The 13,828-nt window shown below is 74.4% G+C and carries 13 protein-coding genes; 8 read left to right on the top strand and 5 right to left on the bottom strand.

The features are described 5' to 3' along the window. The first annotated feature begins 135 nt into the window (after nt 1-135). From FHX74_RS15670 to FHX74_RS15645, 6 genes are all read left to right on the top strand, one after another. On the top strand, nt 136-1,335 hold the full coding sequence (locus FHX74_RS15670) for an acetyl-CoA C-acyltransferase (protein WP_182561135.1): 1,200 nt from the start codon (nt 136-138) through the stop codon (nt 1,333-1,335). Between the two features lie 5 nt (nt 1,336-1,340). Beyond that, complete coding sequence (gene meaB, locus FHX74_RS15665; protein ID WP_328823857.1) at nt 1,341-2,285, top strand: methylmalonyl Co-A mutase-associated GTPase MeaB; 945 nt, start codon at nt 1,341-1,343, stop codon at nt 2,283-2,285. A 76-nt stretch (nt 2,286-2,361) separates the two neighbouring features. After that, complete coding sequence (locus FHX74_RS15660) at nt 2,362-2,526, top strand: hypothetical protein (RefSeq protein ID WP_182561134.1); 165 nt, start codon at nt 2,362-2,364, stop codon at nt 2,524-2,526. Nucleotides 2,527-2,539: 13 nt separating this feature from the next. Continuing rightward, nucleotides 2,540-3,085 carry a PH domain-containing protein gene (locus FHX74_RS15655; RefSeq protein ID WP_182561133.1) on the top strand — a complete coding sequence of 182 codons (546 nt, stop codon included), beginning with the start codon at nt 2,540-2,542 and terminating at the stop codon, nt 3,083-3,085. Further along, nucleotides 3,078-3,623, top strand: a complete 546-nt coding sequence (locus FHX74_RS15650) for a MarR family winged helix-turn-helix transcriptional regulator (protein WP_182561132.1) — start codon at nt 3,078-3,080, stop codon at nt 3,621-3,623. The genes FHX74_RS15655 and FHX74_RS15650 overlap by 8 nt, the downstream gene beginning before the upstream one ends. Further along, entirely contained in the window at nt 3,613-4,965 is a 1,353-nt protein-coding gene (locus FHX74_RS15645; protein WP_182561131.1) for a DUF6716 putative glycosyltransferase, read from the top strand. Before FHX74_RS15650 ends, FHX74_RS15645 begins: the two co-directional genes overlap by 11 nt. Here FHX74_RS15645 and FHX74_RS15640 read toward each other — a convergent pair. Further along, a complete protein-coding gene (locus FHX74_RS15640) occupies nt 4,909-6,126 on the bottom strand; it encodes a cytidylyltransferase domain-containing protein (RefSeq protein WP_182561130.1) in 1,218 nt (405 codons plus the stop codon). The two genes, FHX74_RS15645 and FHX74_RS15640, sit on opposite strands and share 57 nt — an antisense overlap. A gap of 245 nt (nt 6,127-6,371) precedes the next feature. Between FHX74_RS15640 and FHX74_RS15635 the strand changes: the two genes are divergently transcribed. Both FHX74_RS15635 and FHX74_RS15630 read left to right on the top strand, forming a co-directional pair. After that, complete coding sequence (locus FHX74_RS15635; RefSeq protein WP_328823882.1) at nt 6,372-8,000, top strand: acyl-CoA mutase large subunit family protein; 1,629 nt, start codon at nt 6,372-6,374, stop codon at nt 7,998-8,000. Between the two features lie 135 nt (nt 8,001-8,135). Then, nucleotides 8,136-11,420 (top strand): ATP-binding protein, encoded by a 3,285-nt coding sequence (locus tag FHX74_RS15630; RefSeq protein WP_182561128.1) that lies wholly within the window; start codon nt 8,136-8,138, stop codon nt 11,418-11,420. Between the two features lie 48 nt (nt 11,421-11,468). Here FHX74_RS15630 and FHX74_RS15625 read toward each other — a convergent pair whose 3' ends face one another. From FHX74_RS15625 to FHX74_RS15610, 4 genes are all read right to left on the bottom strand, one after another. After that, nucleotides 11,469-11,759 carry a DUF3349 domain-containing protein gene (locus tag FHX74_RS15625; RefSeq protein WP_182561127.1) on the bottom strand — a complete coding sequence of 97 codons (291 nt, stop codon included), beginning with the start codon at nt 11,757-11,759 and terminating at the stop codon, nt 11,469-11,471. Further along, nucleotides 11,759-12,130, bottom strand: a complete 372-nt coding sequence (locus tag FHX74_RS15620) for a DUF3349 domain-containing protein (protein ID WP_182561126.1) — start codon at nt 12,128-12,130, stop codon at nt 11,759-11,761. The genes FHX74_RS15625 and FHX74_RS15620 overlap by 1 nt, the downstream gene beginning before the upstream one ends. Before the next feature lie 80 nt (nt 12,131-12,210). After that, nucleotides 12,211-12,486 carry a hypothetical protein gene (locus tag FHX74_RS15615; RefSeq protein ID WP_182561125.1) on the bottom strand — a complete coding sequence of 92 codons (276 nt, stop codon included), beginning with the start codon at nt 12,484-12,486 and terminating at the stop codon, nt 12,211-12,213. Nucleotides 12,487-12,511: 25 nt separating this feature from the next. Beyond that, nucleotides 12,512-13,717 carry an inorganic phosphate transporter gene (locus tag FHX74_RS15610; RefSeq protein WP_182561124.1) on the bottom strand — a complete coding sequence of 402 codons (1,206 nt, stop codon included), beginning with the start codon at nt 13,715-13,717 and terminating at the stop codon, nt 12,512-12,514. Nucleotides 13,718-13,828 lie beyond the last annotated feature (111 nt).

The raw sequence follows: 13,828 nt of genomic DNA, 5'->3' as shown, positions 1-13,828 counted from the left end.
CGCGACACCCAGGTGCTCGGACGCCGTCCCCGGCGCTCCTCCTTCAACTTATCTCGCGGACGAGGTCGGACGGGGACGGTCGGCCCGACCCGCCGAACGGGTCCTCGCGGCGGACCGCGGCGGTAATCTCGGGTCATGGGTGCGGTCATCGTCGGCGGGGCACGGACCCCGGTGGGCAAGCTGATGGGGGCGCTCGGCGACCTCCCGGCGACCGCGCTGGGCGGCGCCGCGATCGCCGCCGCGCTCGAGCGGTCCGGCGTCTCCGGCGAGCAGGTCGACCAGGTGATCATGGGCCAGGTGCTGCAGGCCGGAGCCGGCCAGCTGCCCGCCCGGCAGGCCGCGGTGGCTGGTGGCGTCCCGATGTCGGTGCCGTCGATCACGATCAACAAGGTCTGCCTCTCCGGGCTCAACGCGGTCGCGCTGGCCGACCAGCTGATCCGGGCCGGCGAGTGCGAGATCGTGGTGGCCGGCGGGATGGAGTCGATGACCCAGGCGCCGCACCTGCTGCCGCGGTCGCGGGCCGGCTTCCGCTACGGCGACGTCGCGCTCCGCGACCACATGGCCCTCGACGGGCTGTGGGACGCCTTCACCGACCAGGCGATGGGATCGCTGACCGACGCCTGCAACGCCGGAGCGGTCCAGGTCTCGCGCGAGGACCAGGACGCCTTCGCGGCCCGGTCGCACCAGCGGGCCGCCGCGGCGATAGCCGACGGCCGGATGGCCGAGGAGATCGTCCCGGTCGTGGTGCCGCCGGCCCGGCGCGGGGCCGAGCCGACCACGGTGACCACCGACGAGGGGGTGCGCGAGGGCGTCACCACCGCGTCGCTGGCCCGGCTGCGGCCGGCCTTCGGAGCGGACGGGACCATCACCGCGGGCTCGTCCAGCCCGATCTCCGACGGCGCCGCCGCGCTGGTGGTGACCAGCCGCGAGGTGGCCGACCGGCTCGGGCTCGACGTGCTCGCCGAGATCGGCGGGCACGCCAGCGTGGCCGGGCCCGACTCGTCGCTCCAGCTCCAGCCCGCGCACGCGATCGAGCTGCTGGCCAAGAAGACCGGGGTCGCGCCCACGGCGCTCGACCTGATCGAGATCAACGAGGCCTTCGCGGCGGTCGGGGTGGCCAGCGCCCGCGCCCTCGGCCTGACCGACGCCGAGGCCGACGACCGGGTCAACGTCGACGGCGGCGCGATCGCCATCGGCCACCCGATCGGGGCCTCCGGCGCCCGGCTGGTGCTGCACCTCGCGCACGCCCTGCGCCCGCGCGGCGGTGGCGTCGGGGCGGCCGCGCTCTGCGGCGGCGGCGGCCAGGGCGACGCCCTGCTGCTCCGCGTGGCCTGACCCGGGTGGCCCCGACCGCGCTCGACCGGCTGGTCGACCAGGCGGCGGCCGGCGGCGTCCGGGCCGCCGGCCGACTCATCTCGGCCATCGAGGACGACGCCCCGGTGCGCCGCGAGCTCGCCGCCCGGCTGGCCCCGGTCACCGGACGGGCCCACGTCGTCGGGCTCACCGGTGCGCCCGGGGTGGGCAAGTCGAGCACCGTGGCCGGCTTGGTCGGGTTGTTCCGCGAGGCCGGTCGCCGGGTCGGGGTGCTGGCGCTCGACCCCAGCTCACCGTTCACCGGTGGCGCCCTGCTCGGCGATCGCGTCCGGATGCAGCGGTTCGCCACCGACGACAAGGTCTTCATCCGCTCGATGTCTTCGCGCGGCGCGCTGGGCGGTCTGTCGGCGGCCGCCCCGCAGGCGCTCCGGGTGTTCGACCTGATCGGCTGCGACGTGGTGCTGGTCGAGACCGTCGGGGTCGGCCAGTCCGAGGTCGACGTCGTCGACGCCAGCGACACCACGGTGGTGCTGCTGGCGCCGGGGATGGGCGACGGCGTCCAGGCGGCCAAGGCCGGTGTGCTCGAGATCGCCGACCTGTTCTGCGTCAACAAGGCCGACCGCGACGGCGCGCAGGCCGTCGTCCGCGAGCTCCGCACCACGGTCGCGCTGACCAGCCGTGCACCCGGGCAGTGGAAACCGCCGGTGCTGACCACGGTCGCCGCCACCGGCGAGGGGCTGCCCGCGCTGGTCGAGGCGCTTGACCGGCACCGGGCCCACGCCGAGGCCGACGGGACGCGGGGACGACGACGGGTCCGCCGGGCCCGGGTCGAGGTCGAGGCGCTGGTGGTGGGCACCCTGCGGGCGCGCTGGTCGCGCGGGCAGACCGGGCTCGACGCGCTGGCCGCCGAGGTCGCGGCCGGTCGGCTCGATCCCTATGCGGCGGCCGACACGGTGCTCGCCCGCTCCTGACCGGTCCTGACCTCGGAGCGGGCGCGGCGCGGCGCGCCCGCGTGACTCGGCTCCGGCGATGCGATAGGAAATCCGGGTGAAGTGGGTCAAGCGCATCGTCCTCGTGCTGGTGGTGACGTTCGCGCTCTTCTACCTGATCACGCAGCCGGAGAACGCCGCCAACGCGGTCCGCGGTGCCGGTGAGGCGATCGCCGGCGCGTTCAACTCGATCATGAAGTTCTTCAGCGCCCTCGCCGCCTGACGGCGGCCCCACGATGGCACGGCTGTTCCGGGTCGCCTTCGACCCCCGGGTCGAGACGCACCTGATCGCCGACGAGGGCGAGATCATCGTCGACGAGGTGCGCCGGCACTGGATGGCCATCGTCCCGGCGATCCTCCAGCTGGTGCTGGCCGCGGTGATCATGGTCAGTGCGCTCTGGGTGAACGTCGCCTACGCCTGGTTCCCGGTGCTGGTCGGCCTCGTGGTCGCCGCGGTCGGCGGTCATCGCATCCTGCGCGAGCACATGGACCGGTTCGTGATCACCAACATGCGGGTGTTCCGGGTGCACGGGATCTTCGCCCAGCAGACCGCCACCATGCCGATGTCACGGATCCTCGACATCACGGTGAACAAGCCGTTCATCGGGCGGATCTTCAACTACGGTCACTTCGTGTTCGAATCCGCCGCCCAGGACCAGGGGCTCCGGCTGATCCGGTTCGTGGGACGTCCCGACGAGCGCGATCTGACCATCCAGCGGGTGATCCAGCGCTCCGGGCTCCGGACGTCGATGGTGCCGGTCGAGGCGGACGACGATGACTGAACCCGGGGCCGACCAGGCGGGGGACGAGAGCGCGGGCGCCGTCGAACGCGCCCGGTTGGCCTTCGACCCGATCGAGGCCGCGGCGGCGCAGTGGGACCGGCGCTGGCCCGAGGTGCACCGGATGCGCGCGGTCACCTCGCTGATGCGGGTCCACCAGCTGGTGCTGACCGAGCTCGACGAGCTGCTCCGTCCGCTCGGGCTGACCTTCGCCCGCTACGAGGTGCTGGTGCTGCTCAGCTTCTCCCGTCGCGGCGCGCTCCCGCTGGGCAAGATCGGCGAGCGGCTGCAGGTGCACGCCACCTCGGTCACCCCGCTGGTCAAGCGGCTCGAGGCGGCCGGGCTGATCGAGCGCAACCCGCACCCCGAGGACGGCCGGGCGGTGCTGGCCTCGATCACCCCGCGCGGCCGGGCGGTGACCGAGCAGGCCACCGCGGTGATCACCGGGGCACGGTTCGGGATCGGCGCGCTCGACGACGAGGCCTGCGACGAGCTCACCCGGCTGCTGACCAGCCCACGCGCTGCCGCCGGTGACTTCTGAGGCGGTCCGGGTCGTCGCCGTCGCCGACTCGGACTCCTACCTGAAGTGGGGCGCGGCCACCCTGGACGGGCTGCCGGCCGGCTGGCTCCGCGAGCAGTGGCTCGTCACCAGCCCGATCATGCCGTCGGCGGGCCAGATCGCCGCGGCCACCGAGCGCCCGGTCCGGGTCCGGCCGCTGCTCCGGCTCGTCGCCGAGCTCACCCGACGTCCCCCCGACGTGGTGCTGCTGGCCTGCACCGGCCCGGTGGTCCAGGCGCTGGTCGCGGTGCTGTCCCGGACGCTGCCGCCCCGCCGCCGCCCGGTGCTCGTCACCGGGCTGCCGGGGATCAGCATCCCGGCGACGGCGCGGGCGATCGCCTTCCGGCGCGGTGCCGACCTGTTCGTGCTGCACAGCCGTCGCGAGGTGGCCGCGTTCGCGGCGCTGGCCGCCGCGCTCGGCGCCGACCAGCGGTTCGTGCTGGCCCGGTTGCCCTTCCTCGCCGGCCCGGGCGGTGAGGTCGATCAGGTCGATCAGGTCGGTCAGGGCGGACCCGGGCCGCGGATCGAGCCGGACGGCCCGCGGCGCGACGTGGTGTTCGCCGCGCAGGCCAAGGTGCCGCCCGAGCCCGAGCAGCGTCGTGCGGTGCTGCTCGCGCTGGCCCGGCTGGCCGAGCAGCCCGGCGGCCTGCACGGAGTGGTCAAGGTCCGTGCGGCCGCGGGGGAGCAGCAGACCCACCGCGAGCTGTGGTCCTATCCCGAGCTGTGGCAGCAGCTGGTCGACGAGGGCCGGGTGCGACCCGACCAGGTGACCTTCCGCGGCGGGTCGATGCAGGACGCGCTCGCCGGAGCGGCTGGGCTGGCCACCGTCTCCTCGACCGCGGCGCTCGAGGCGATCGCCGCGGGACTGCCGCTGCTGGTGCTCGACGAGTTCGGGGTCTCGGCGGAGATGATCAACGAGGTCTTCGTCGGCTCGGGCTGCCTCGGCTCGCTGGCCGACCTCGCCGCCGGCCGGTTGCACGCGCCGGATCCGCGCTGGCTCGAGGAGAACTACTTCCACCCTGGACCCGACGCCGGCTGGGTGGACGCGCTGGTGCCGCTGGTCGCCCGGCGCCGGGCCGGCGACCTGGCGCCGGTCACCCTGGGCAGCGGGGGCGGCCGGCCCACGCTGCGGTCGGCCGTCCGGCTGCTGCTGCCCGCGCCCGCGGTCCGGGTGATCCGGGTGGGGCTGCGCCGGGTCCGGCAGGTCCGGCGCGCCTACCGACGCCGGCGCGGGCTGCCCGATCTCGGACGTCCGGACCGGGTCCGGTCAGCGCCCGGCCAGCACCCGCTCGCAGACCTCGCGGACGGCCCCGGCTCCGGCTGAGGCGGTCAGCACCACCCGGGCCGCGGCCAGCACCTCCGGGTGGGCGTCGGGGACGGCGAGCGGCCAGCCGACCAGCGCCATCGGGGCGAGGTCGTTGACGTCGTTGCCGACGTAGGCGACCCGGGCCGGGTCGAGACCGCGCTCGGCCAGCCAGCCGGTCAGCGCCGCCGCCTTGTCGTCCACGGCGTGCAGCACCTCGACGCCCAGCTTGGCCGCCCGCGCCCGCACCACCGCGTTGCGCTCCTTGGACAGGATCAGCAGCGGCACGCCCGCGGCCCGGAGCCGCTCGACCCCCATCCCGTCGCTCCGGCTGACCCGGACCAGCTCGCGGCCCTCGGCGTCGACGTAGGCGGTGTCGGGGGTGTGGACGCCGTCGAAGTCGGTGACCACCGCGTCGACGCCGATCGGGCCGGGGGTGCCGGCGGCGGCCGGGCCCGCGGTGAGGTCGGGCCGGGTCCCGGCCAGTGCCTCGGCGAGCTGGAGGTCGGTGATCAGGTCGACGTCGATGGCCGTGTCGGGAGCGACCGGGACCACCCCGATCCGGCCGAAGAACCGGTGCCGGGCGGCCCGGAACCCGGCGGTGGCCATCACGTAGAAGGCGCCCGTCTCACGGAAGTCCGGCCGCCGGTCCTGTCGCCGCGGCCGGTGCGCCGGGTCGTGGTTGACGCCGGTGACCACGCCGCGGCCGGGGGTGCTGCCGGCGTCGACGTCGCGCCAGAGGAAGTCGTGGCTCTCCACCGCGGCGAACACGCTGTCCGCCTCGCCGTCGAGCACCCGGTCGACCCCGGCGGCCAGGTCGGCCGGGTCGATGAACGGGCTGGTGCACTGCAGGAAGGCCAGCGCCCGCGGCAGCGCGGCGTCGGCCCCCGCGTCGCGCTCGACGACGTCGAGGGCGTGCAGCAGCGCGGACTCCGAGCTGGCCTGGTCACCGGCCAGCTCGGCCGGCCGGTCGATGACCCTCGCGCCCTCGGCCTGGGCCAGCGCGGCGATGTCGGCGGCGTCGGTGCTCACCCAGACCGGCCCGATCCGCGGGACCGCCTGTGCGGCGCGGATCGCCCGGGCCAACAGGGGGACGCCGCCGACCGGCCGGAGGTTCTTGCCCGGCACCCCCTTCGAGCCGCCTCGGGCCGGGATGATCGCCGCCGCCTCGGGTGCCGTCACGGGACCGGACGGTAGGGCGGTCAGGTGACGGTTCGATGAACACGTCCTGCCCTGGAACGGCCCGAGCCCGCGGGCGTCCGTGGACGAGCGGGCTCCGCGGGATTAGTAGGACGTCCTACTATCGGGTGGTGAGCAGTTCGACGACGAACCTCACGGCACCGGACGACGCCGCGCACGACAGCGGACGCGACCCGGGCCGCGAGCGGTGGCAGCAGGCCTACGAAGCGGCCCGCGAGGCCGGCCGGGTGCCGGACCGCGAGTTCCGCACCCTGTCCGGGATCGAGCTCGACCCGGTCTACGGACCCGAGCCCGGTGACCGCCGGGTCGAGCGGATCGGCTGGCCGGGCGAGTTCCCCTTCACCCGCGGCCTCTACCCGACCGGGTACCGCGGCAAGCCGTGGACGATCCGCCAGTTCGCCGGGTTCGGCAACGCCCGGCAGACCAACGAGCGCTACCGGATGATCCTGGCCGGCGGCGGCGACGGACTGAGCGTCGCCTTCGACATGCCGACGCTGATGGGTCGCGACTCCGACGACCCGCTGAGCCTCGGCGAGGTCGGGCACTGCGGGGTGGCGATCGACTCGGCCGCCGACCTGGAGGTGCTGTTCGAGGGGATCGACCTCGGCTCGGTGACCACCTCGATGACCATCTCGGGCCCGGCGCTGCCGATCTTCTGCATGTACGTCGTCGCCGCCGAGCGGCAGGGCGTCGACCCGCGCCGACTCAACGGCACCTGCCAGACCGACATCTTCAAGGAGTACCACGCCCAGAAGGAGTGGCTGTTCGCCCCGGAGCCGCACCTGCGGTTGATCGGCGACCTGATGGTCCACACCAACGCGACCATGCCGGCCTACAAGCCGCTGAGCGTCTCCGGCTACCACATCCGCGAGGCCGGGTCGACGGCGGCGCAGGAGCTCGCCTTCACCCTCGCCGACGGCTTCGGCTACGTCGAGCTCGGGCTGTCCCGTGGGCTCGACGTCGACAGCTTCGCGCCGCAGCTGAGCTTCTTCTTCGACGCGCACCTCGACTTCTTCGAGGAGATCGCCAAGTTCCGCGCCGCCCGCCGGATCTGGGCCCGCTGGATGCGGGACCGCTACGGCGCCCGGACCGGGCGGGCCCAGTGGCTGCGCTTCCACACCCAGACCGCCGGGGTCTCGCTGACCGCGCAGCAGCCGTACAACAACGTCGTGCGGACCGCGGTCGAGGCGATGGCCGCGGTGCTCGGCGGCACCAACTCGCTGCACACCAACGCGCTCGACGAGACCCTGGCGCTGCCCACCGAGCAGGCCGCCGAGGTCGCGCTGCGGACCCAGCAGGTGATCGCCGCCGAGACCGGGGTGACCAACGTCGCCGACCCGCTGGGCGGGTCCTGGTACGTCGAGGCGCTGACCGACCGGCTCGAGGCCGAGGCGGAGGCGATCTTCGCCACCGTGCTCCGGCTCGGCGAGCGGCGCGGACAGGAACCGCACCCGATCGGGCCGGTCACCGCCGGACTGCTGGCCGGGATCGAGGACGGCTGGTTCACCGCCGAGATCGCCGAGGCGAGCTTCGCCCAGCAGGCCGAGCTCGAGTCAGGTCGCCGTGCGGTGATCGGCGTCAACGCCCACACCACCACGGTCAGCGGCGAGCTGGAGATCCTCCGGATCGACGACAGCGTCGAGACCGAGCAGCGCGCGCTGCTGGCGCGGCGGCGGGCCGAGCGCGACGGCGCCGCGGTCGACGCCGCGCTGGCCACGCTGGCCGCGGTCGCCCGCGGCACCGGCGACCTGGTCGCACCGATGCTCGAGGCATGCCGGGCCGAGGCGACGCTGGGGGAGATCTGCGGCACCCTGCGCGACGTCTGGGGCGGGTGGACCGAGACCGCCACCTTCTGATCCCCGCCTTCTGATCCCGCCGTCTGATCTGCGCTTCTGATCCCCGCCTCGCTGCGCCGCCGTCGGCGGCCGGTCCTCGGTCCTAGACTCGGGACGTCGGGGGACAGGCAGCGCGTCGCGGGAGGGTGCATGTCGGTGGACCCCGCCTTCTACCGGTGGATGATCGAGTCGTCCACGGACGCGTTCTGGATGACCGACCGCGACGGCCGGATGATCTTCGCGAACCCCCGGCTGGCGGAGCTGCTCGACCGCCCGCTCGCCGAGGTCGAGGCCATGTCGGCGTTCGAGATGTTCGACGAGACCGGCCGCGGCGACTTCGCCGAGCACCTGCGCGACCTGGAGACCCGGCAGGAGGCCTGGGACCATGTCGAGGTGCTGCTGGTCCGCCGCGACGGACGACCGTTGTGGACCACCTGCAGCACCTTCCCGGTCACCGACGACGACGGCCGCCGGATCGGCTGGATGCACCGGCTCACCGAGTTCACCGCGGTCCGCGACCTCACGGAGCGGCTGAGGAGCAGCGAACGCCGGCTGTCCGAGGCGCAGCGGCTGGCCCGGCTCGGCAGCTGGGTGTGGAACGAGGCGGAGGGCACTAGCAGCTGGAGTGCCGAGCTGCTGCGGATGCTCGGGCTGACCGAGGAGACCAGCCCGCGGCAGTCCTCGGACTACCTGGCGCTGGTCCACCCCGAGGACCGGTGGATGATCACCGAGGCGATGGCCCGGGTGCGCGCCGGGGCACCGGTGATCGACTTCACCGTCCGGATGCTGCCGCGGACCGGCGGGACGATCTGGGTCCGCAGCCGCGGGGTCGTCGAGCTCGGCCATCAGGGCACGCCGACCCGGGTGGTGGGGACGGCCCACGACGTCACCGAGTTCAAGCGCGCCGAGGAGGCCGCGACCCGGGCCCACGCGCGGCTCCGGCTGCTCCAGCTGATCGCGGCCATCGCGAACAGCGCCGGCGGCCTCGAGGAGGCCCTGGCCGCCGGGACCGCCGCGCTGGCCCGCGAGACCGGGTGGCTGCGGCCCGCCGGCTACCTGACCGGCACCGGCGGTCTCGACGCCGGCCCCGACCCCGATGCCGACCCGTACCCGGTCGGGCCGGGGCACGTCGCCGGAACGGAGGTCGACGACGACCGCACGCTGGTCCGGACCGCGGTGCGCACCGCGGCGACGGCGCGCGCCGAGCTCGGGTCGGGCGAGGGCGTCCGGACCGCAGTGCCGGTGCGCAGCCACGGACGGGTGGTCTGCGTGGCGGTGTTCACCGTCCCGGCGGCCGTCTCGGGGATCGACCTCGTGCCGACGGCCGAGCAGGCGCTCGCCCAGCTCGGGTGGGTAGCCGAGCGCGACCAGCAGGCGGCCGCGCTCGCGGCCGCGCGCGACGAAGCGGTCGAGGCGGCCCGGCTCAAGTCGGAGTTCCTGTCGACCATGAGCCACGAGATCCGCACCCCGATGAACGGCGTGATCGGCTTGACCGAGCTGCTGCTGCGGACCGATCTCGACCCGCACCAGCGGCGGCTGGCCGACGGCCTGCACAGCACCGGTCAGACCCTGCTCGACCTGATCAACGACATCCTCGACATCTCCAAGATCGAGGCCGGTGGGCTCGAGCTCGAGAGCGCCGACGTCGACCTGCGCGAGGTGCTCGACCGGACCGCCACGGTGCTGGCCGAGCCGGCGCGCAGCAAGGGACTCGGGCTGGTGGTCGCCGCGCGTCCGGACGTCCCGGCGCGGCTCCGTGGTGATCCGGGACGGCTCGCCCAGGTGCTGGTCAACCTCGGCTCGAACGCGATCAAGTTCACCGACCACGGCGAGGTGGTGGTCACCGCACGGCCGGATCCCGAGGACGCGACCGCCGTCCGGGTCGAGGTCGCTGACAGCGGCGTCGGCGTCGCCCCCGACCGCCGCGACCGGCTGTTCGAGCCGTTCGTCCAGGCCGACCCGTCGACCACCCGGCGGCACGGCGGCACCGGTCTCGGGCTGGCCATCTGTCGTCGGTTGGTGGAGGGGATGGGTGGTGCGATCGGCTTCGACAGCCGGGTCGGCGAGGGCAGCACCTTCTGGTTCACCGTGCCGGTCCGGGCCGCGGAGGTCGAGGACCTGGATCCGGCCGCACCGCGCTGGGACGCCCCGCCCGACTGGGGGCCGGCGCGGGTGCTGGCCGCCGTGACCTCACCGGCTGCGGGCACCGCGTTGACCGCCCAGCTGGAGGCCTGGGGGCTCACCGCCGACCTGGTGACCAGCGGCCCGGCGGCGGTCGCCGCGCTCGAGGCGGGGACGGGCGAGCCGTACCGGCTGCTGGCGGTCGACGACACCCTGCCCGGGCTCGACCTGCCCGCGCTGCTGGACGCCGGCGACCGTGCCGGCGGCCCGGGGGCCGTGGTGCTGACCTGGGCGGACCCGGAGGTGGACACCGGCCCGGGTGCGGTCGACCGCCGCGGCGTGGTCGGGCTGCTGGCCAAGCCCCTGCGCCACCAGGACCTCCGCGCCACCCTCGACCGGGTGCTCGGCCACGGCGGCCTTCCGTCCCGCGGGGAGCGCGGGGTCGAGGCCGGCCGGCGCGGGCAGACCGTGCTGGTGGCCGAGGACCACCCGATCAATCAGCTGGTCGCCCGCGGCCTGCTCGAGGCGCTGGGCTTCGAGGTCGACCTGGTCGACGACGGACGGGCGGCGGTGGAGGCCGTCGAGCGCCGGGTCGACTACGCCGCGGTGCTGATGGACTGCCGGATGCCGGTGCTCGACGGCTACGACGCCAGCCGGCGGATCCGCGCGGCCGAGCCGCCCGGCCGGCGGTTGCCGATCATCGCGCTCAGCGCCTCCGCGCTGCAGGACGAGCGGTTGCGCTGTCTGGCCGCCGGGATGGACGACTTCGTGGCCAAGCCGGTCGACCTGGCCGGGTTGCGCCGGGCGCTCGACCAGTGGGTCCCGTCGCCCGACGCCGCGCCCGCTGCGCCCGAGGACGCACCGAGCGGTGATCCCGCCACACCGGAGCCCGCCACGGCCGGGCCACGGGTGGACCGCGAGCGTCAGGAGGCGCTGGCGCGGCTGTCGACCGACGGACGCACGCTGCTCGACCGGGTGCTCGCCGGGTTCGCGGCCGGCGCGCCCGAGCAGCTCGCCGCCGTCGGCGCGGCGGTCCGGCGGGCCGACGCCGCGGCGCTCGAGGCGGCCGCGCACAAGCTCAAGGGCGGTGCGGCGAACGTCGGCTTCCCGCGGGTCTCCGGGCTGGCCCGGAGCCTCGAGGAGCTGGCCGAGGCGACCACCGGAGTGGGGGAGCCGACGCTCGACCAATCCGCCCAGCAACGGGCCCACGAGTTGGTCGAGGCGCTGCGCGACGAGCTCGACGCGGTGCTCGCGACGCGCCCCGCCGACGCCCGCCCGGACCCGGCACGACACCACCGGGACCGTCCCGCGGTCGGCTGACCGCCGCGACGGCCGATCGGATCCGCGGTCAGATCATCGGGTCCGCGGTCAGACCGGGTCGGCGAGCGGCCAGCCCGCACCGGCCAGCCGGGCCCGGACCCGGCGGACGTCCTCGTCCCGGGGCATCTCGTCGGTGATCTTGGTGATCAGCACACCGATGTCGGCGTTCTCGGCCGGAGTGGTGCGCTGCCGGCAGATCTCGCCGACCACCTGCTGCACCTCCTCGCTGCTCAGCCGCCGGGCGAGCACGGCGAGCAGCGGGATGTAGTCGGCGTCCGGCACGCCTTCGGGGTAACCGGCCCGGAGCCACTGCAGGATCCGGTTGAAGGCGCTCGGCATCAGCTCGGGTCCGCCTCGTCGGGCAGGTGCTCGCCCTCGAGCGGCCAGCCGGCCGCGGCCAGCCGCGCGGACACCCGGGCCAGGTCGGACGGACTCGGCTGCTCCGAGAGCACCCGCTCGGTCAGCTGCTCGATCTCGACGTCGGTGATGACGCCGTCGGGCCCGGACGGTCGCTCGGCCAGGGTCAGCTCGGCGACGATCTCGTGCACCTGCTCGTCGGTCAGCCGCCGCTTGAGCAGCGCGACCACCGCGAACCGGTCCTGCGGCGGGATGCCCTCCGGGTAGCCGGCGGTCAGCCAGCCCAGCACGCGGCCGAACACGCTCGGGCCGGGCGTGACGTCGTTCGCGGTGATTCCGGACGGAAGGGTCATCTCACCTCCAGGTGCGGTGTCGGGTGGTGCGTCGGTGGTCGCTCAGGGAGCCGTTCGGTCGGTGACGGGCCGGGGCCCGGTCACTTGCCGAACATCTGCTTGCCCCAGATCAGCACGACGACACCGAACAGGATGGCGGCGACGACGATCCCGAAGCAGACGACGGCGCCGACCTTGCCGGCCGCACCGGTGCCCCCGGTGATCGTCGTGCCGCCGTCGGCCCGGGCGGCGACGGTCTGGCTGCCGTAGAGCGACTTGAGGCCGAGCGAGAACACGATCGGCAAGCCCGCGCCCAGGATCAGCGCGCCGAGGGCAACCTTCCAGACCTCGCCGAGGGTGGTGGTGATGATCTCCATCGCAATGTCTCCAGTTCCTCGGCGCTCAGACGCCGGCCGGGGTGGCGGTGCGGGTCTCGGTGGTCTCGGCCGGAGCCAGACCGCCCTCCCACTCCGCGTTGACGTTGTGGGCGCTGACGGCGCTCCGGCGCGACCGGAGGAACATCCCGACGGCCGCGGCCAGCAGGACCACGAACATCACGCCGACGCCGGCGGCGCCGCCGATCAGGTGGGACAGCTGCCAGCAGATGCCGCCGACGATCGCGGCGGCCGGGAGGGTGATCACCCAGGCGACGACCATCCGGCCGGCGACGCCCCAGCGCACCGAGGCGCCCTTCCGGCCCAGGCCGGTGCCCAGGATCGAGCCGGTGGCCACGTGGGTGGTGGACAGCGCGAGGCCGAGGTGGGCGGAGGAGAGGATCGCCGCGGCCGAGGTGAACTCGGCGGCCATGCCCTGCGGCGACTCGATCTCGACCAGGCCCTTGCCGAGGGTCCGGATGACCCGCCAGCCGCCGATGTAGGTGCCGGCCGCGATGGCCACGGCGCAGGCGACCTTGACCCAGATCGGGACCGAGGTGGTGCTGGTCCACGAGCCGTAGCCGATCAGGGCGAGGGTGATCACGCCCATGGTCTTCTGCGCGTCGTTGGTGCCGTGGGCCAGCGAGACCAGCGAGGCCGAGCCGATCTGACCCCAGCGGAAGCCCTTGTCGCGGTTGGCCGGGGCGATCCGGGCGGTGATCGCGTAGATCACCCGGGTGCCGACGGCGGCGACCAGCGCCGCGATCACCGGGGCGAAGATCGCCGGCAGTGCCACCGAGGTGATCACGCCCGCCCACTTGACGCCGCCGAAGCCGAAGGCGGCGATCGCCGAGCCGATCAGGCCGCCGATCAGCGCGTGCGACGAGCTCGACGGGAGCCCGAACAGCCAGGTGGCGAGGTTCCACAGGATGCCGCCGACCAGACCGGCGAACACGATGGTGAGGATCGGCACCCCCATCAGCGCCGACACCGGGGCGCCGTTGCTCGACTGGATGTTGATCACCTTGTTGCTGATGGTGAGGGCGACCTGCACCGACAGGAAGGCGCCGACGAGATTGAGCACCGCCGAGAGCCCGACGGCCACCTTGGGCTTGAGGGCCCCGGTGGCGATCGAGGTCGCCATGGCGTTCCCGGTGTCGTGGAAGCCGTTGGTGAAGTCGAACGCCAGGGCGGTGACGACCACGACGGCCAGGATGAAGAGGGCTTCGGTCACGTCTGTGAATTCTGGGGTCGCCGTGGCACCGCGGTCAAAGGGCGTCAGCGTGCCGCCGGGTGATGTCGCCAAGAGTTCACCTGGCGTACATCTGGGCGCAGGAACGCCCCC

Source organism: Microlunatus kandeliicorticis (assembly GCF_014137855.1).
Taxonomy (GTDB): Bacteria; Actinomycetota; Actinomycetes; order Propionibacteriales; family Propionibacteriaceae; genus Microlunatus; species Microlunatus kandeliicorticis.
This window is presented reverse-complemented; position numbering and strand designations above follow the sequence as displayed.

What these genes read in the sequence shown, in the direction of transcription:
- FHX74_RS15670 (WP_182561135.1), top strand. Translation starts at nt 136, where the DNA reads ATGGGTGCGGTCATCGTCGGCGGGGCACGGACCCCGGTGGGCAAGCTG.
- FHX74_RS15655 (WP_182561133.1), top strand. Translation starts at nt 2,540, where the DNA reads ATGGCACGGCTGTTCCGGGTCGCCTTCGACCCCCGGGTCGAGACGCAC.
- FHX74_RS15650 (WP_182561132.1), top strand. Translation starts at nt 3,078, where the DNA reads ATGACTGAACCCGGGGCCGACCAGGCGGGGGACGAGAGCGCGGGCGCC.
- FHX74_RS15625 (WP_182561127.1), bottom strand. Translation starts at nt 11,759, where the DNA reads ATGCCGAGCGCCTTCAACCGGATCCTGCAGTGGCTCCGGGCCGGTTAC.
- FHX74_RS15620 (WP_182561126.1), bottom strand. Translation starts at nt 12,130, where the DNA reads ATGACCCTTCCGTCCGGAATCACCGCGAACGACGTCACGCCCGGCCCG.
- FHX74_RS15615 (WP_182561125.1), bottom strand. Translation starts at nt 12,486, where the DNA reads ATGGAGATCATCACCACCACCCTCGGCGAGGTCTGGAAGGTTGCCCTC.